This window comes from Candidatus Phyllobacterium onerii (assembly GCF_028331445.1).
Taxonomy (GTDB): Bacteria; Pseudomonadota; Alphaproteobacteria; order Rhizobiales; family Rhizobiaceae; genus Phyllobacterium; species Phyllobacterium onerii.
The window spans coordinates 82,737-99,578 of sequence record NZ_JAQMHX010000013.1; the positions used below are offsets into that span (position 1 = coordinate 82,737).

The following is a 16,842-nucleotide window of genomic DNA, read 5'->3' on the forward strand; positions in this document are numbered from 1 at the left end:
AAATAAAATTCGTCCGAGATCAGATCCGGACGGCTGAGTAAATCATAAATTCTAATTCTCACCCGTAAACCAGTTTATCCTGGCGAGCGCGGAGTTCGACGATCTTCGAGCCTGGCGCGGGGGCGGCGTTGGCGCTGGTGATGAGTTCACCCTTCCTGATGGCTTTCGTGACGCTGCCGCCCTGCAAAAGGCCGCAAGGGATGGCACCGGCGACGCGCGCTTCGTCCGCCGTCATGATCCAGGCGCGGTAGCAGTATTCGCCAATGGCATCGAGCCTGTCGCCGGGCTTCAGATCCTTCTTGGCCACGGCGCAGACCTCGGCCACCGGCTTGGCCAGCGGCACCATGTCGGCCTTGCCGTAGAGGACGACGCGGGCGCAGGTCAGCGGCACCTCGAGCGAAGTCAGGTGATAGGGGCGGTGGAAGGTGAAGTAGGGACCCTTGCCCATCTTCAGGTCTTCCATGCGCTCCGAGATGCGCGGATGCGACATGTCGGCAACGACGAACACGCCCGGCGCCACGCCCTTGCCGATCGAATAGTCGACGACACCCACGCGCGACAGGACGCCGCCATCCTTTTCCGGCACGAGCACCTTCGACAACTGGTCGAGCGTTGCCGCCGGGCCATGCATGCCGGGCTTGTCGGGGACGAGCCCGGTGGCATTGGCGATCGCCGCCATCTCCACCATGGTCTTCGAGCCATCGACGAACTCGACCAGCATGCGCACATTCATGTGGCGGCGCCTGGCTTCTTCCTCGTAATCGTCGGGTATCGCATCGATGTTGAGCGGGTTGTTCTTGCCCTTGCCGGCGGCAACGATCGGATGGCCCATGGCCGAAACGAACTCGATCAGCTCCATGCACGAGGACGGCTCATCGCCGGCTCCGAGCGAATAGGTGACGCCGAGCCGGTCGGCCTCGCTCTTCAAATAGGCGCCGATGGTCACGTCCGCCTCGACATTCATCATGACCAGATGCTTGCCGTGCTCCATTGCCTTCAAGCCGATCTCGGCCCCGACCGCCGGCACCCCGGTCGCATCGATGACCACATCGATCAGCTCGTTCGCAAGGATGAGATCGGCATCATTGGTCACGGCGATCTTGCCGGCTTCCATCGCTTCCGTGAGCGCCGCAGCATTCGAGACTTCGCGCGAATGACCCGCTTCCTGGTAGGCGATGTCGACGGCCTTGACCGCGTTGGGCAAATTGAGTTCGGAAATCGCCCCGATCTCGATGCCGGGCATATGCGCCACACGCGTGACGATATCGGTGCCCATCTCGCCCGAACCGATCAGGCCGATGCGGATCGGACGGCCGGTCTCCGCCCGCGCCTGCATATCCCGCGCCAATCCCGTCAATGCAACATTCGTAGCCATCAATGCCTCCACTTGCTGCTGACCGGCATAGGACGGGAATTTGCGATTGGCAAGTTAGACGTTATGGAAGCGGAATTCGGTGCGCTGGTGATAGATCTCGCCGGGGCGAAGGATCGTGCCCGGAAACTGAGGCTGGTTCGGACTGTCGGGAAAATGCTGCGCTTCCAGGCAGAGGCCGGTATGTGGACCATAATGCATGCCCCCGATCCCGGTAACGGCAGGTATTTTTGCTCCGTCATAGAATTGCAGGCCAGGCTCGCTCGTGTGCACCTGCATGGCAAGGCCATTACCCGCCACGAGCGAGGCTGCAAAACGCATGCCATCGCTCATTGGCTCGCTCAGGACGAAGTTATGATCGTAGAGTGTTGAGCCACTCGTGCCGATCCGGCGCGGCAGGCGAAAATCATAGGCCGTCTCATCAATTCCTGTGATTTCGCCAGTGGGAATAAGGCTCCCGTCAACGGGCGTGTAGGCATCGGCAAGGATCCGCAAGCGATGATCGCGAATATCGCCGGACCCATCGAGATTGAAATAGGAATGCTGGGCAAAATTGGCGACGGTTGGCGCGTCAGTGACCGCCTCGACTTCAACGCAAAGCGTGAGGTCATCGAGGCTGTAGGTGCAGTGCACATCCATGTTGCCGGGGAAACCCTGATCGCCATCGGGCAGATTGATTGAAAGGGTGACGGAAGACTGGCTCCAGCCGGCAATGGTCCACAGGCGCTGCGAAACCCCGCCGCTGCCTCCATGCAGGGTCTGGATACCATGTTCATTAAGGTCGAGCTGAACAGTCTTTCCATCGAGCAGGAAACGCCCGTGGGCTATACGGTTGGCGTAGCGGCCGACAAGTGCGCCGAAATAGGGTGAAAGGGCCGGGTAGTCGTCAAAGCCATCGAAACCCAAAACGACGCGCTGGAAGATCCCATCGCTCAAGGGAATTTGCAGATCCCTGATGACCGCGCCCCAGTTCAAAATTCTGGCGACAGCCCCGGCAGGCGAGCGAAGCGTTACCTGGAATACCGGTTCACCTTGAAACGTGCCGAATAGCTCTGGTTGCGCATTGTCACGCATCAATAATCCCTGACAGCGACGCTGCCGCGCGAGGAAAGTTTCGCCTGCAAGATCACGACGACCAGCAGGAACAGGCCGCGTATGACCGATTGCCAGTAGGCGGAGAGCGAGATCCAGCCCTTGCCGTTTTCGAAGTTCAGTACATTGAAGAGGATGCCAAGCAGCAGCACGCCCGCAAGCGTGGCCCCGACAGAACCGACACCGCCGGTCAAAAGGGTTCCGCCGACGACCACCGCGGCGATCGCAAAGAGTTCCCAGCCGACACCCTCGATCGGCTGCCCCGCGCCGAACTGCGACGCGAGGATGACGCCTGCGAGCCCGGCAAGGCCGCCACTCGCTAGATAGACCAGAAACTTGATGCGGTCAGCGGGGAGGCCCATCAGCCGCGTGGCATCTTCGTTGCCACCGACGGCAAGCACACCACGGCCGGTGCTGGTGAAATTCAGAACAACCCAGCCGACCACATAGGTCATGATCGCAATCCAGGCGGGAATTGGAAAGCCGATGAAATTGTCCTGGCCGATCGACGTGAATCCACTTTCGTAGGATACCGACACGGACTGGTTATCGGCGAGGAGAAGCGCGGTACCGCTTGCCGCCAGCATCATGGCAAGGGTCGCGACGAACGGCATGATCTTCAGCCGCGTGACGAGAATTGCATTGATCAGGCCGACGCAAAGCCCGGCGCCGACCCCGGCTCCAAGGCCGATCCAGGCGCCTTGCGGACTGGCAAGCGCCGCGACGACGCTGCCGAGCGCGGCGGTCGAACCGACAGACAGATCAATACCGCCGGTCATGATGACGAAGCACATGCCGAGAGCCACAAGCGCGAACATCGAATTGTAACGCAGGACGCTGGTGATGTTGAAGAGGCCAACGAAATAATCATAGCGCGCCCATCCGAAGAGGATGAGCAGAAGCAGTGCCAGAACGACACCGTAGCTGCCAAGCAAAGAGATCAAACGAGGTCTCGTCATGTGCGCCTGCCCTGTTGCTGTATCCAGACGGCGAGCACGATGATGCCCGCCTTGACCACAAGGGCGGCAGCATCAGGCACACCATTGGCAAGGAGCGTGTAGCGCACGAGCTGGATCGTCATGGCACCGAGCAGCGTGCCGATAATGGTCGCCTTGCCGCCGCTCAATAGCGTGCCGCCAACAGCAACCGCCGCGATGGCATCGAGTTCCATGCCCATACCGACCAGATTGGCGTCGCTGGAGGAGTTGATCGCGATCACCACGAGACCGGCTATCCCGGCACAAAGACCACTGATCGTATAAACGACGAGCTTCACCCGGGAGACCGCGATACCGGAAAGCTCTGCCGCACGCTCGTTGCCGCCAACGGCGATGATCTGACGGCCGAAAACCGTACGCTTCAGCATCCATGCGGCAGCGATCACCAGGAGCACCATAAGCACAACCTGCACGGGAATGCCGAAGAGGCGGCCGAGACCGATCCACTGGAATTGCGGAACGCGGAATGTCTGGAGATTGCCGTTGGTCAGTACCTGGGCAATGCCGCGGCCGGCAATGAACAGAATCAGCGTCGCCACGATCGGCTGGATGCGAAACCTGGCGATGAGCCAGCCATTGAACAGGCCAAACAAGCCCGCAACACCAACCGCGATGATCATCGCGGCCGCGACGGCGAGCGCAACATTGCCGATGGGAACAATCTTGCCGAGGAAGATCATCGGCGCAAGCGCGCCGGAAATGGCCATGAGTGATCCGACGGAAAGATCGATGCCGCCGGTCGCGATGACCAGCGTCATGCCGACGGCAACGATGACAATCGTGCAAACCTGCGTGAGATTGACGTTAAGCGTCTGCATCGTGGCGAAGTTGCGGGTGAAAGCAAAGTTGAACAGGATGAGCAGAGCCAAAGCGATCAAGGTGCCGTAGCGCGCCATGAAATCGAATGGGTCGAACGGCCGCGATATAAGTTGTTGCCGCGCCGTGTCGGTCATGGCGCGGCCCCCGCGACAGTCGGCGCGCTGCCGTGAGCCATCGCCGACATGACGGCGTCTTCGGTTGCCTCATCGCGATCGAATTCAGCAACGCTGATGCCTTCGCGCAGGACGAACACACGATCGGCGCCCTCAATCACCTCTTCGAGTTCCGAGGAGATCATCAGAACCGCAAGCCCTTGGTCGGCCAGCGTCTTGATGAGGGCCTGGATCTCGGCCTTGGCTCCGACATCGATGCCGCGCGTCGGCTCGTCGAGAATGAGCAGACGCGGGTTCATGGCCAGCCAGCGGCCGAGGAGGACCTTCTGCTGATTGCCACCGGAAAGTTCGCGCACCTTCTGGTCCGGCCCCGAGCATTTGATACCGAGTTGCCTGATGAAACGCTCGACGATATCGCGCTGCGCCTTCTCATCGATGACACCGGATTTGCTGAGCTTCGGCATCAGTGCCAGCATCATGTTTTCTGCAACACTCATGTCGGGGACGATGCCCTCGCTCTTGCGATCTTCGGTACAGAAGCCCATGCCGGCAGCAATGGCGTCGGAAGGCTTATTCGGATCGAACGTCTGCCCGTTGAATATCATTGTGCCCGCGCGCGGGCGATCGATGCCGAAGACCAGCCGGGCCGTTTCCGTCCGCCCCGCGCCAAGAAGTCCGGCAAACCCGGCGATCTCGCCGCTGCGCACATTGAACGAGACGTCCTGCACGATCTGGTTGATGGCAAGATTTTCGGCTGACAAAAGCACCTTGCCGATTTTCTTTTCGTCGCGATCGCTGAACGCCGTGGCGTGGCCCTCGGCGCGTTCGATGGCACGCCCAAGCATTGCGGAAACAAGGCCGATCTTGTCGATCTCGTTCATGGCCGCAGTCTTTACGGTCCGGCCATCACGCATGATGGTGACGCGGTCGCAAACCTCATAAAGCTCATCCAGCTTGTGGCTGACGAAAACAACTGAAACGCCCTCCTGCTTCAACTGCCGGATAACATTGAACAGCACAGCGACTTCACGCTCGTCGAGCGAGGAGGTCGGCTCATCCATGATAACGAGCTTTGCCGAAAAACCGATGGCACGCGCAATCGCCACCATCTGCTGCGTGGCGGTGTTGAATTCCATTAATGGGCGGCGCACATCGGCGCGCACATTGAATCGCTGCAGCAGCGCTTCAGCCTCCTGGTGCATGCGCTTCCAATCAAGCAGGCCGCAGCGGCGAGCCTCGCGGCCAAGGCATATATTCTCGGTGATGGAGCGATAGGGGACGAGGTTGATTTCCTGGTAGATGGTGCTGATGCCGCTTGCCTGCGCCTGTTGCGGCGAGGAGACCTCGAATGGCTTGCCATCGAACACGACTTCACCAGCGTCGCGCTTATAATAGCCGGTCAGCACCTTGATCAGCGTCGATTTGCCGGCACCGTTCTGGCCGATCAGCGCATGAACTTCGCCGCGTCCAACAGCAAAAGAGGCGCCGGACAGGGCAGGGATCCCGGCAAAGCGCTTGTCGATTGCCGTCATCGATAAAAGGTTATCGGTGTTCATTGCAAAGCCAATTCTGAACGCATCGGAAGGCTCCGGCATAGCAATAGAAATGCCGAAAAAAAGCCAGCGCCCTATAAGAGCGCTGGCAAGCCGCAAAATCAATAGGCGGTGCTCAGCAGGTCCTTGGCATTGCTGGCATCGTAGAACTGATCGGGGTTGATGAGTTTGGCTGGAATTTTGTCGCCGTTGGCGTAGGCGACGGCCGTGTCGAACGCCTTCGGTCCAAAGCGCGGATTGCATTCGACAACGGCTGCAATCTTGCCATCGACAACCGCCTGAACGGCTTCCTTGCCACCGTCGATCGACAGGACGAGAATGTCCTTGCCTGGAACCTTGCCGGCTGCCTCGATTGCGGAAATTGCGCCCATCGCCATTTCGTCATTATGGGCATAGACAACGTTGGCGTCGGGATGCGCCTGCAGCAGCGTTTCGGCAACCTGGCGTCCCTTGTCGCGGGCGAAATCGCCGGTCTGCGAGGCGACAATCTTGAAGTCCGAGTTCTTGGCGATCACGTCGTCGAAGCCCTTCTTGCGATCATTGGCCGGAGAAGAACCGGTCGTGCCCTCAAGCTCGATGATCGTGGTCTTGCCATTGGCGTTCTTGACAAGCCAATCGGCAACACGCTGGCCTTCCTCGATGAAATTGGAGCCGATAAACGTTACATAATCCTCGCCGGCCTTGGCCAGCGAAGCGTCGACGTTGCGATCAAGCAGGATAACCGGGATGCCGGCATTCTTGGCTGCCTTGATTGCAGGAATCAGCGGCTTTTCCTCACGTGGTGCGAGGAAAATCAGGTCAACGCCCTGGGCGATCATCGAATTGACGTCGGCGACCTGCTTGGCGGCGGAGCTCGCAGCATCCGTATAGACCAGTTGCCATCCGCGCTTTTTGGCCTCTTCCTGCATGCTGGCAGTCTGGGCCAGGCGCCACGGATTGTTGCTTTCAGTCTGGGCAAAGCCGACCTTGTAGGTGTCTTTTTTCTTGAGCGGCGGTGCATCAGCCAATGCGATGCCAGCGACCATGGAGACCAGCCCAATGGCTGAAGTAAACAGCACGGTCCGACGGGTGATATTCATTGAAAATTCCCTCCCAGAAATTAGTTCGTGGCGATCCCACTACGACAATCATCGCTACTTATAAAAATTAGTCAATAATTATTTATGTTGATTAGTGAGGCAAACTGTTCGTAATATTCCCCATAACTTCATCGATTCCGGCCAGTCTTCGGGCCGCTGGAAGCGTCGTTCCGGGTGGGTGATACAGTGGATAATTCGACCACTGAGAAAGTTAAGACCACGCGCTTGGCTGTGCGGCGCAAGCGTGTCAGCAAGCGTGTGACGATGACCGACATCGCCCGGGTTGCAGGGTGTTCGCAGGCCACCGTCTCGTTCGTGCTCAACAAGACGCCGGGCATAAAGCTTGCCGCTGAAACGCGCGAGCGGGTGATAGAGGCGGCGCGCGCGCTCGGCTATGCCGCACCGAGTTTTGCCCATCTCGACACCGCGAATATCCCGACGCCGGCGCTCGACGGCAAGATCGGCTTTGTCGTCGATCAGCTTGCGACCAGTCCGGAAGCGGTCGTCGCTATCGAAGGCGCACGCCAGGCCTCGTGGAATGCCGGCAACATCATACTGGTCGCCCAGACGCTCAACGACCCCGAGATGGAGCCCCGCACGATCCGCGCCCTGCGCGAGCACGGCATTTCGGCCCTGATCTATATGGCGATCTTTACGCGCGAGGTGGTCTTGCCGGCGGCGGTTTACGAACTCGACATTCCGGTCGTTCTCATCAACTGCTACACGCCGGATCATGCCTTTCCTGCTGTCGTACCAAGCGAGATCGCCGGCGGCCAGCATTCGACCCGTCATCTGATCCAGCATGGCCATCGGCGCATCGGCACTATTACCGGCGAACCATGGATGGAAGCCGCGAAGGACCGGCTCAAGGGCTATCGTCGCGCCTTGGCGACGGCCGATATCCCTTTCGATCCGGAGCTGGTAATCGAGGGCGACTGGTCGGCAAGCGCGGGCTATGCGGCGACGAAGGAATTGCTGACGCTGGACGACCGGCCCACTGCCATTTTCTGCCAGAACGACCGTACGGCGATTGGCTGCTATGAGGCGCTGAAGGAGACCGGTATGCGCATTCCCGAAGATATCTCCGTCATCGGGTATGACGACGAAGAAATCTCGCGCCATCTCCATCCGCAATTGACAACTTCCGTCTTGCCGCACCGGGCCATGGGACGCTGGGCAATCGAGCAACTGGACAGCTTCGCGCAGTCATCGGGCACGCGCTATCCGATCACCAAGCTCGAATGCCCGCTAGTCGAGCGGCTGTCCGTGGCGGAGTGCGCCGCAAAGCTGGCGTTCTTCGCCTAGTCCCCTGGCTTTTGTTTCGCATACTCGGCACGATCGATACCGTGACGTTGCAACTTGTCGTAGAAGGTCTTGCGCGGGATCCCAAGGGTTTCAAGGGTCGAACGCACATCTCCATGGTTTGCGTTCAGCGCATCACGGATCAGTTTCGCCTCGTGCTGCTCCATCGCTTCGGGCAGGTTCACGATGTTAGTCGTCTGACTGAGTCTCTCACTCTCCAGCCCGCCCAGCCCGAGCGCAACCCGTTCGGCAAAATGCGAAAGCTCGCGCACATTGCCTGGCCAGTCATTTTCCATCAGGCGCGATCGTAACGCTCCGGTCATCTCCGGCGGCTCGCTTTTGAAGCGTGCTGAGGCGCGCTGCAGGAAATGCGTGAACAGGAGCGGAATATCCTCCCGACGCTCGCGCAGAGGCGGGATTGAAATCGTAACGACGTTCAAGCGATAAAAAAGGTCTTCGCGGAAATTCGCACGTTGATCCGGACTGCCGAGATCTACCTTTGCCGCTGCAACGACACGCAGATCGACCGGGCGATGTTCATTCGTGCCGAGCGGCGCGATCTCGCGGGTTTCAAGCACGCGCAGCAATTTGACCTGCGTCGACAGCGGCATGCTTTCGATTTCATCGAGAAACAGTGTACCGCCACTGGCATGTTCAATGCGGCCGATACGCTTTTTCTGCGCTCCGGTAAATGCACCAGCCTCATGACCGAACAGCTCGCTTTCGATCACGGTCTCCGGCAGCGCACCGCAATTGAGCGCGACGAAATTGCCTTGCTTGCGACGACTCCATTCATGCAACAGGCTTGCCGCTACTTCCTTGCCGGTACCGGTTTCACCGGCAATCAAAACGTCGACATCTGCGTTGGCCACGTGGCGCAATGTCTTGCGCAGGTTCTGCATGACAGGGGTCTGGCCAATGAGCGGCAGATTGTCATCGGAAGTCTCGAGCGCGAGGCGCAGCTGGCGGTTTTCCATGACCAGCCGTCGCTTTTCAACCGCTCGCAGGATGCTCTGGACGAGGCGATCAGCCGGATAAGGCTTGGCAATGAAATCATAGGCGCCTTCCTGTATCGCCTCGACCGCCATATCGATGTCGCCGTGGCCGGTGATGAGGATGACGGGCAGATCGGTGTCCATGGCGTGTAGGCGGCGAAACAATTCCAGACCGTCGATATTCGGCATGCGCACGTCAGTGACGACAACGCCGGCAAAATCCGGTGTCAAAAAGCGCAAGGCGCTCAATGCATCCGTAAAAGGCATCACCGTAAAACCTGCAAGCTCCAGGGTCTGGCGATTGGCATTACGCAGATCATCATCATCGTCAACGAAAGCGACACTGGGCTGAAAATCCATAATCAGGCGACCCTTGGAAGGTGAACCGTAAACTCTGTTCCGGCGCTGCTGCTTTTGACGTCGATGCGCCCGCCATAATCCGCGACGATGTCGTGGCAGATGACCAGACCGAGCCCGAGACCACGATCCTTGGACGTATTGAAAGGTGTGAACAGCGCTTGCATGATTGCTTCAGGAATACCTGGCCCATTGTCGGAAACAATCAGCTGGACCTCGCCGTCGGTCACCCGGGTTTCCACGCTGATCTTGCTGGCCGGACCGCCTTCCGTTGCCTCCACTGCATTCTGCATGAGATTGATCAGCACCTGTTCGAGACGCATACGATTGCCATGCACCTTGATATCCGGCGGTGGCGTCTGCGTGATGATCTGACCGGCTCTCTGCCGGAACCGGGTGCCAAGCAGCAGCAACGCACCCTCGATCACATCGCTGACGCTGATGGGACCCGCGTCGCCCGTTCCCTTGCGCGCGAAGGTGCGCAGCTCATCGGTGATGCCACCAATGCGCTCTGTCAGCCCGGCAATGGCTTTCAGATTGTCCTTGGCTGAATCGATCTGGTTGCGGCCAAGAAACGTCTTGGCATTGTCCGCATAGGAGCGAATGGCAGCGACAGGCTGGTTGATCTCATGGGCGACGCCGGCCGTGACCTGTCCGAGAATGGCAAGACGGTTCGCTTGCACCAAGTCCTGCTGCACCGTCTGCAGCTTGGCCTCGGTCTTCTGACGCTCCTCGACCTGCATTACGAGCTCCGAGTGAGCGGTACTGAGATCTGCCGTGCGCTCGGCAACGCGCCGCTCAAGCTCAAGCCGTGCTGCTTCTTGCTCGCGGGCACGGCGCAGAGCAAGTCCACGACGGCGCAACAAGAAGGCGGTGAACCCCAAAAGCGGCGCAAGAACGATGAGCGCCAGCAACTGAGCTGTCCGCGTTGCCTCAGCTACTGCCGGCGCTGCCGGTGTCAGGAGTTGCAGGTTCCAGGTCGTGGTGGGGACCGGCGTCTGTACGCGCACGAATTCTTCCGCCTTCGCCGCACCGGGCAAGCGCGCCTGGACAATATCAGGCTGGCCTTGCGGCAAGGCAGGCGTGATGTCGAGCGGTGCGAGAGGTGCGTCACCGAATTGCAAACTCTCGCGGATCGGCCCCATCTGGTCAGGTACGATTGGCCCCTCGGTCATGAACCGCCATCCCGGCAGGCTCGTGATCAGTACAATACCGCGTTGGTCAACAACCAGAGAAGGATCGCTGTTGCGGCGCCAATCGGCCTCGAGGTCGTCGAACTCGACCTTGACGACGATAACGCCGAGCGTTCCCGAACGTCCATCGATGCGTCTTGAAATATAGAGACCCGGACGTTTACTGACGGTACCGAACGCATAATGCTCGGCGCTGCCGGCGGCGATAGCGCGGGTATAATAGGGCCGAAAGCTGTAGTTGGTACCGACGAAACTCGTCGGTTCGCGCCAATTGCTGGAAGCCAGTGCCAACCCATCAGCGTTAAGAAGATAAATTACCGACGAGCGGGTACCGCTGATCAGGCTTTCAAGCTTGCGGTTGACAAGTTGCAACAGGCTGTCGCTGCGCGTCGTCAACGCGCTGATCACATCGCGGTCCTGCGACAGGACGAACGGCAGCGACCGCTGTTTCTCAAGCACCGTCCGTAGCAGGACAGCATTGAGTTCGGCCGCGCTCTGCGCCCGGATGTGGAGCGATTCATAGGCGCGCTTGCGTCCGTAATCATTGGCGATGAAAAGTGCGCCTGCCACAAGAAGTGCGGCAAGGAGCCCATAAACAATCTTCACGAGCAGACTTGTCGTCCCCGCGTGCAGAATGCTTTCCGAGCGCACCGCCAACCGATTTTCCATGACAGCAGTGTGCATATATTCGCACAAATCTCAAGAGGACCGTGCGAATATCCGCACAAACAGCTGCCAATAAAACAGAGGCTTAATTTTATACTGTTATTTTTCAATGACTTAACCTTATTCGGCAAATTGGCACGGCGCTTGCAATGCCAACTCGCGAGGGACGGTCTATCCGCCCTGTAACGAGAGCCCAGGAGGCTGGCAGGCTTTATTGCGCCAGACGCGGCTCGCACCATGGAGGAAGTTATGAGTCCTGTGACGATAACCGCAGCACCGCAGCCACGCGGCAAAACATCGATCTACGCCCATCTTTATTTTCAGGTAGTTGTTGCCATCACCATCGGCATTCTGCTCGGCCACTACTACCCCGATATTGGCACCAGCATGAAGCCGCTCGGCGATGCCTTCATCAAACTGGTGAAGATGATCATTGCCCCGGTCATTTTCCTGACGGTCACCACCGGCATCGCCGGCATGAGTGATCTGAAAAAAGTCGGCCGCGTTGCCGGCAAGGCGATGCTTTATTTCCTGACGTTCTCGACACTTGCCTTGATCGTCGGCCTGATCGTCGCCAATGTCGTGCAGCCGGGCGCCGGCATGAATATCGATCCCGCATCGCTCGATCCCGCCGCCGTCGCGACCTATACACAACAAGCACATGAGCAGAGCGTCGTCGGCTTCCTGACGAACATCATCCCGACAACGATCGTTGGCGCCTTTGCTTCGGGCGATATCCTGCAGGTACTGTTCTTCTCGGTACTGTTCGGCCTTTCACTCGCCATGGTGGGCGAAAGGGCGGAACCGGTTACGAATTTCCTGCAAGTGCTTTCAGCGCCTGTTTTCAAGCTCGTCGCGATCCTGATGAAAGCCGCACCGATCGGTGCCTTCGGCGCCATGGCCTTCACCATCGGCAAATACGGCATCGGGTCAGTTGCCAATCTCATCTTCCTGATCGGTACCTTCTATCTGACGTCTGTACTTTTCGTACTCGTCGTACTTGGCGCCGTCGCCTGGTACAATGGCTTCTCCATCCTGGCACTGATCCGCTACATCAAGGAAGAGCTGCTGCTGGTCCTTGGAACGAGTTCATCCGAAGCCGCCTTGCCGACATTGATGGCCAAGATGGAAAAGGCAGGCTGCAAGAAATCCGTGGTCGGCCTTGTCATTCCAACCGGCTATTCGTTCAATCTTGACGGTACCAATATCTATATGACCCTGGCTGCACTGTTCATCGCGCAAGCGACGAACACGCATCTGACGCTAACGGATCAGGTATTGCTGCTGCTCGTCGCCATGCTGAGTTCCAAGGGCGCAGCAGGAATCACCGGTGCAGGCTTTATCACGCTCGCAGCAACCCTGTCGGTCGTTCCCGCAGTTCCAGTCGCAGGCATGGCGCTGATTCTCGGCATCGATCGTTTCATGTCTGAATGCCGCGCGCTTACCAATCTCGTCGGCAATGCGGTAGCGACAATCGTTGTTGCCCGCTGGGAAGGCGAGCTTGATACCAACAAGCTCGCACAAGCGCTCAAAGGCGATTTCGCCGATGAGGACGCGCTGGCGCTTGCAAGCTAGAGAATAAGGTTGATACGAGAAAAAGGCGGGCTAGCAAGCCCGCCTTTTTCATTTGCGTGGAAGGTTATCCCGCCAGTTCCGTGCATAAATATCGAAGGCTTCGCCTAACGGCGTGACATCGTCCGAGACTGGTTTGAACGGACACCTGGCGCCGGCTAGGAGTGCAGCGCCAAGACTGGTACCAGTTGAGCCGGGAGAAGCGATGATTTCGCGCGCCGTCAACGACCGCATTGCTGACAGATAGGTTCGGTTGCGGGAAAACGGTCCTTCGACAATCGTCGGGCCAGCTGCACCAATCAGCTCGAGACAGGTATTGGTCATGAGTGCTGTATATAGCGAGGCAGCAGCGTTCAGTTCGGCGGCCGATCGCGACTCATCATTTAGCCGGACTGGATCGTGCGCAGGATAGGGGCCCGATCCCTGCACGATGCTCGGCAGGGTCATGAACTGCTCGCGGATCACCTGGTCCAACGTATCCGCTTCGGGTTCGAGGGGACTGCCGCCGGTCAAAAGATCGAACTCGCGTCCGCCCATGAACCGCGCCGACGGCACCGCCTTCCCGTAGGCATCGACATTGGCGAGTGTATCCCGCGCCGGGTCGAGCTGATCCAACCTTCCGCCGACCGCAAAAGACACCACCCAGGTTCCGGTCGATACAACCGAGAACGGCGACGTACGGGTGATCAGATGTGGCAGAAGCGAGGCATTGGAATCGTGGATGCCGCAATGAACCGGCGTGGGTTTGGTCGTTCCGATCTGACTGGCGAGCGGCTCGCGCAGATCACCAATCCGGTCGAACGCAGAGCGGATCGGCGCCATCAAGGAACGAAGCTCCAGCGTGTCGACAAGGCTGGAATATTCGCCCAGTTGCGGGTTCCACAGATCCGTATGGCAGCCAAGCGAGGTGACTTCGTTCACGGCAATGCCAGTCAGGCGCCAGACCCAGTATTGTGCGTAGGTGACGATGGTTTTGGCTGCGGAGAATTCAGCCGGAAACTGCGTCTTCTGGTAATGAATTTGCGCACCGACATTGAGGCCGCCGGAGAGAAGCGGCGAGCGGGTCTCGGCGAAATCCGGCCGCAAGGCCGCATAGGCTGTGCGCACATTGTCAGGATAGACATGCTCGTAGTCGATGACCGGCATCGCCAGATCATTATCGCCCAGCAATGCGGCTGCCGCGCCATGTGCGGTGACAGAAATTGCATCGAAGCCCGGCGATTGGGCAAAGATTGCCAGTGTATCGACAAAAAATGCCCACAGCGCTTCGATGTCATAATGCGGATAGAGACCATCCTTGGCGACGCGGTTCTGCGTGCTGCGCGAGGCGATTTCTGTTCCTGTCGCCGCGTCGACGATAACAACCTTGGCGTTGGTCTTGCCAACATCCATAACGGCTATACGGCTCTCGCTCATGGCAGATGGAAAAGACATACGAGGTCTGTCTGGACCGGCGAGCTGTCCGGATTGGTGGCCATGATGTCTGCCATATGGGTCCACCATTTCTTCATCACCGGATGGTCGGGCAGGCTTTGCATGGTGTGACCAACGGGGCGGGTCAACACGCCAAAGAGCGTGTTTGTGGCGAGGTCAAGATGGATCGAATAATCGGCGATACCCGCCTCATGCAGGAGATCCACGAGTTCCGGCCAGATTTCGTCATGACGGCGCCTGTACTCAGCCTCCATACCTGGGTTGAGTGCCATCGTGAACGCATATTTCTCCATCGCACTCATGCGGGCTTCCTGTGCCGGAACTGGCGGATAATGACAGGCAGCGTAATGGTCACGATCAGAAGCAGACCGATGAAGATCGACATCACAATGCCGGGAACATTCAGCAGGCCAAGGCCGAAGGTGACCAGTCCCATGACGAAGGCAGCGATGACCACGCCGCCGATCGTTCCGGCACCGCCAAGGATCGAAACGCCGCCAAGGACGACCATGGTGACGATCTCGAGCTCCCAGCCCTGTGCGATCGACGGCCGGGTGGAGCCGAGGCGTGAGGTGAGGCAGACGGCTGCGATGCCGGACATCAGACCGGTCAGGAGGAAGAGTGTGAACTTGATGCGCTCGACACGAATACCGGAAAAGCGTGCGGCAAATTCATTGTTGCCGATGGCGTGGACCCGGCGACCGAAATTCGTCGCATGCAGCAGGACCGCGAAGAGGATCGCCAGCACGGCGAAAAGCACCAACTCGAAGGAAAACACCCAGAAGACATAGCCTTGGCCGAAATAGGCGAAAGAGGCCGGGTAGCCGCCATAGGCCTTGTCGCCAAGGACGATATAGGCGATGCCGCGGAAGAGACTCATCGTACCGATCGTGACGACGATGGAAGGCAGGCGTAGTCCTGCAACGAGGATGCCGTTGACCACGCCGCAACCGACACCAACGCCAATCCCGATGGCAACGAGGCCAGGTGTACCGATCCCCGCCTGCGCTGCAGCGCCCATGGCAGTCGAAGCAAGCGCTATGATCGCAGCAACCGAGAGGTCGATCTCCCCGGAGATGATCAGGAGCGCCATGGCAAACGCTACCATGGCCTTTTCAGTAAAATTGAACGTGGCATCGGAGAGATTCCACGCATTCAGGAAGTAGGGCGAGGCGAGGGAATTGGCGATGAAGATCAGCACGGCGACAGCAAAAAGGAGTGCTTCCCAGCTCCCAAACAGACGCGTTGCCGATGTGCCAAGCCGGTCCGGGATAAGCCGCTTTTCAGGTATCGCACTCATGCTGCCACCTCGATCTGTTCCGACGCGCCGCGATCACGCAGGATGATACGACCACGCCGCCGTTCCTGACGGGCATTGAAGATCACGGCGGCAATGATAACCGAGCCGGAAATCGCCATTTGTGCAAAGGGCGAAATGTTGATGACCGGCAGCGCGTTCTTGATGACGCCGAGGAATAGCGCTCCGAGTACGGCGCCAGCAACCGAACCAATCCCTCCAAGCGTCGAGATACCGCCAATGACGCAGGCGGCGACAGTATCAAGCTCGAAGCCTGCTGCGATATCAACATAGGCAACCGCGTAACGCGACACCCAGAGATAGCCGCAGAGACCCGCGAGGGTTCCGGAGATGACGAACGCGAAAAAGCGGGTGCGCCCGACATCGATGCCGGCATAGACCGCCGCTGTCGGATTGCCGCCGGAGGCATAGATCGCCCGGCCAAGAAACGTGCGTGACATGACGAGATACATGACGGCAACTATGACGATGGCCGTCCAGCCTAGGATGGGCAGACCGAGGAAGAGCTGGCGGGGTGTCTGCAGGAACGGCGCTGTCATCTGGTGCGCGTTCACCCAAGCACCGCCGGAGAGAACGAAGGCCATGCCACGGTAGATCGTCAGCGTTCCGAGTGTGACAACAATGGATGGAATGTTGAGCTTCCAGACGAAAATTCCATTGATTGCGCCGAGAACGGCACCGATACAAAGAGCGACAATGACGATCAGCACGAGGGGCAGTTCCGGGTGAGCGGCATTCAACATGCCGACCGCCATGCCGGTAAAAGCCACATTGGCTGCGACGGAAAGGTCAATGGATTTCGTCAGGATCACCGTCATCTGGCCAAGCGCAAGAATGATCAGGATCGACGTATCATTGAAGATATTCGCCAGGTTACCCGGCGCGGCAAAGCCCGGTGAGCGCACGGAAAACACCGCAAGCAGAATGGCGATGATGATCACCAGCAGCATTTCGCGGAATTTGAACAATTGCCTGATCA

At 58.8% G+C, this 16,842-nt stretch carries 14 protein-coding genes; 2 read left to right on the plus strand and 12 right to left on the minus strand.

Features of this window, described 5'->3' with window-relative positions:
* Positions 1-58 precede the first annotated feature (58 nt).
* The 6 genes from PHA01_RS23590 to PHA01_RS23615 all read right to left on the minus strand — a co-directional run bounded on the left by PHA01_RS23590 (position 59) and on the right by PHA01_RS23615 (position 7,026).
* Positions 59-1,375 carry an NAD(P)H-dependent oxidoreductase gene (locus PHA01_RS23590; protein ID WP_271898747.1) on the minus strand — a complete coding sequence of 439 codons (1,317 nt, stop codon included), beginning with the start codon at positions 1,373-1,375 and terminating at the stop codon, positions 59-61.
* A gap of 54 nt (positions 1,376-1,429) precedes the next feature.
* Positions 1,430-2,446, minus strand: a complete 1,017-nt coding sequence (locus tag PHA01_RS23595; protein WP_271898748.1) for an aldose epimerase family protein — start codon at positions 2,444-2,446, stop codon at positions 1,430-1,432.
* Entirely contained in the window at positions 2,446-3,423 is a 978-nt protein-coding gene (locus PHA01_RS23600; protein WP_271898749.1) for an ABC transporter permease, read from the minus strand. Before PHA01_RS23600 ends, PHA01_RS23595 begins: the two co-directional genes overlap by 1 nt.
* On the minus strand, positions 3,420-4,415 hold the full coding sequence (locus PHA01_RS23605) for an ABC transporter permease (protein ID WP_417021022.1): 996 nt from the start codon (positions 4,413-4,415) through the stop codon (positions 3,420-3,422). Before PHA01_RS23605 ends, PHA01_RS23600 begins: the two co-directional genes overlap by 4 nt.
* Positions 4,412-5,950 (minus strand): sugar ABC transporter ATP-binding protein, encoded by a 1,539-nt coding sequence (locus tag PHA01_RS23610; RefSeq protein ID WP_271898750.1) that lies wholly within the window; start codon positions 5,948-5,950, stop codon positions 4,412-4,414. Before PHA01_RS23610 ends, PHA01_RS23605 begins: the two co-directional genes overlap by 4 nt.
* A 98-nt stretch (positions 5,951-6,048) precedes the next feature.
* Entirely contained in the window at positions 6,049-7,026 is a 978-nt protein-coding gene (locus PHA01_RS23615) for an ABC transporter substrate-binding protein (protein WP_271898751.1), read from the minus strand.
* 264 nt (positions 7,027-7,290) lie between these two features.
* On the opposite strand from PHA01_RS23615, the gene PHA01_RS23620 reads away from it, so the two are divergent.
* Positions 7,291-8,331: a LacI family DNA-binding transcriptional regulator gene (locus tag PHA01_RS23620; RefSeq protein ID WP_271898779.1), complete on the plus strand. Its 1,041-nt coding sequence runs from the start codon at positions 7,291-7,293 to the stop codon at positions 8,329-8,331.
* On the opposite strand, the gene PHA01_RS23625 is transcribed toward PHA01_RS23620, so the two are convergent.
* On the minus strand, positions 8,328-9,683 hold the full coding sequence (locus tag PHA01_RS23625; RefSeq protein ID WP_271898752.1) for a sigma-54-dependent transcriptional regulator: 1,356 nt from the start codon (positions 9,681-9,683) through the stop codon (positions 8,328-8,330). The genes PHA01_RS23620 and PHA01_RS23625 overlap by 4 nt on opposite strands.
* A gap of 2 nt (positions 9,684-9,685) precedes the next feature.
* Positions 9,686-11,542 (minus strand): sensor histidine kinase, encoded by a 1,857-nt coding sequence (locus PHA01_RS23630; protein ID WP_271898753.1) that lies wholly within the window; start codon positions 11,540-11,542, stop codon positions 9,686-9,688.
* A 246-nt stretch (positions 11,543-11,788) separates the two neighbouring features.
* Here PHA01_RS23630 and PHA01_RS23635 point away from each other — a divergent pair, with 246 nt between their 5' ends.
* The gene (locus tag PHA01_RS23635) at positions 11,789-13,114 is read left to right on the plus strand and encodes a dicarboxylate/amino acid:cation symporter (protein ID WP_271898754.1); all 1,326 of its coding nucleotides are present in this window, start codon (positions 11,789-11,791) and stop codon (positions 13,112-13,114) included.
* A gap of 48 nt (positions 13,115-13,162) precedes the next feature.
* Here the strand turns inward: PHA01_RS23635 and PHA01_RS23640 are convergent, their stop codons facing one another.
* From PHA01_RS23640 to PHA01_RS23655, 4 genes are read right to left on the minus strand one after another with little or no spacing between them, the layout of a single operon-like run.
* Complete coding sequence (locus PHA01_RS23640) at positions 13,163-14,545, minus strand: FGGY-family carbohydrate kinase (protein WP_271898755.1); 1,383 nt, start codon at positions 14,543-14,545, stop codon at positions 13,163-13,165.
* Positions 14,524-14,838, minus strand: coding sequence for an L-rhamnose mutarotase (gene rhaM, locus PHA01_RS23645; protein ID WP_417021025.1), 315 nt, complete (start codon positions 14,836-14,838; stop codon positions 14,524-14,526). Before rhaM ends, PHA01_RS23640 begins: the two co-directional genes overlap by 22 nt.
* A 5-nt stretch (positions 14,839-14,843) precedes the next feature.
* Entirely contained in the window at positions 14,844-15,845 is a 1,002-nt protein-coding gene (locus PHA01_RS23650) for an ABC transporter permease (RefSeq protein ID WP_271898757.1), read from the minus strand.
* The gene (locus tag PHA01_RS23655) at positions 15,842-16,840 is read right to left on the minus strand and encodes an ABC transporter permease (RefSeq protein WP_271898780.1); all 999 of its coding nucleotides are present in this window, start codon (positions 16,838-16,840) and stop codon (positions 15,842-15,844) included. Before PHA01_RS23655 ends, PHA01_RS23650 begins: the two co-directional genes overlap by 4 nt.
* Positions 16,841-16,842 lie beyond the last annotated feature (2 nt).

What these genes read in the sequence shown, in the direction of transcription:
- PHA01_RS23590 (WP_271898747.1), bottom strand. Translation starts at nt 1,375, where the DNA reads ATGGCTACGAATGTTGCATTGACGGGATTGGCGCGGGATATGCAGGCG.
- PHA01_RS23595 (WP_271898748.1), bottom strand. Translation starts at nt 2,446, where the DNA reads ATGCGTGACAATGCGCAACCAGAGCTATTCGGCACGTTTCAAGGTGAA.
- PHA01_RS23600 (WP_271898749.1), bottom strand. Translation starts at nt 3,423, where the DNA reads ATGACGAGACCTCGTTTGATCTCTTTGCTTGGCAGCTACGGTGTCGTT.
- PHA01_RS23605 (WP_417021022.1), bottom strand. Translation starts at nt 4,415, where the DNA reads ATGACCGACACGGCGCGGCAACAACTTATATCGCGGCCGTTCGACCCA.
- PHA01_RS23610 (WP_271898750.1), bottom strand. Translation starts at nt 5,950, where the DNA reads ATGAACACCGATAACCTTTTATCGATGACGGCAATCGACAAGCGCTTT.
- PHA01_RS23615 (WP_271898751.1), bottom strand. Translation starts at nt 7,026, where the DNA reads ATGAATATCACCCGTCGGACCGTGCTGTTTACTTCAGCCATTGGGCTG.
- PHA01_RS23620 (WP_271898779.1), top strand. Translation starts at nt 7,291, where the DNA reads ATGACCGACATCGCCCGGGTTGCAGGGTGTTCGCAGGCCACCGTCTCG.
- PHA01_RS23625 (WP_271898752.1), bottom strand. Translation starts at nt 9,683, where the DNA reads ATGGATTTTCAGCCCAGTGTCGCTTTCGTTGACGATGATGATGATCTG.
- PHA01_RS23630 (WP_271898753.1), bottom strand. Translation starts at nt 11,542, where the DNA reads ATGGAAAATCGGTTGGCGGTGCGCTCGGAAAGCATTCTGCACGCGGGG.
- PHA01_RS23635 (WP_271898754.1), top strand. Translation starts at nt 11,789, where the DNA reads ATGAGTCCTGTGACGATAACCGCAGCACCGCAGCCACGCGGCAAAACA.
- PHA01_RS23640 (WP_271898755.1), bottom strand. Translation starts at nt 14,545, where the DNA reads ATGTCTTTTCCATCTGCCATGAGCGAGAGCCGTATAGCCGTTATGGAT.
- rhaM (WP_417021025.1), bottom strand. Translation starts at nt 14,838, where the DNA reads ATGGAGAAATATGCGTTCACGATGGCACTCAACCCAGGTATGGAGGCT.
- PHA01_RS23650 (WP_271898757.1), bottom strand. Translation starts at nt 15,845, where the DNA reads ATGAGTGCGATACCTGAAAAGCGGCTTATCCCGGACCGGCTTGGCACA.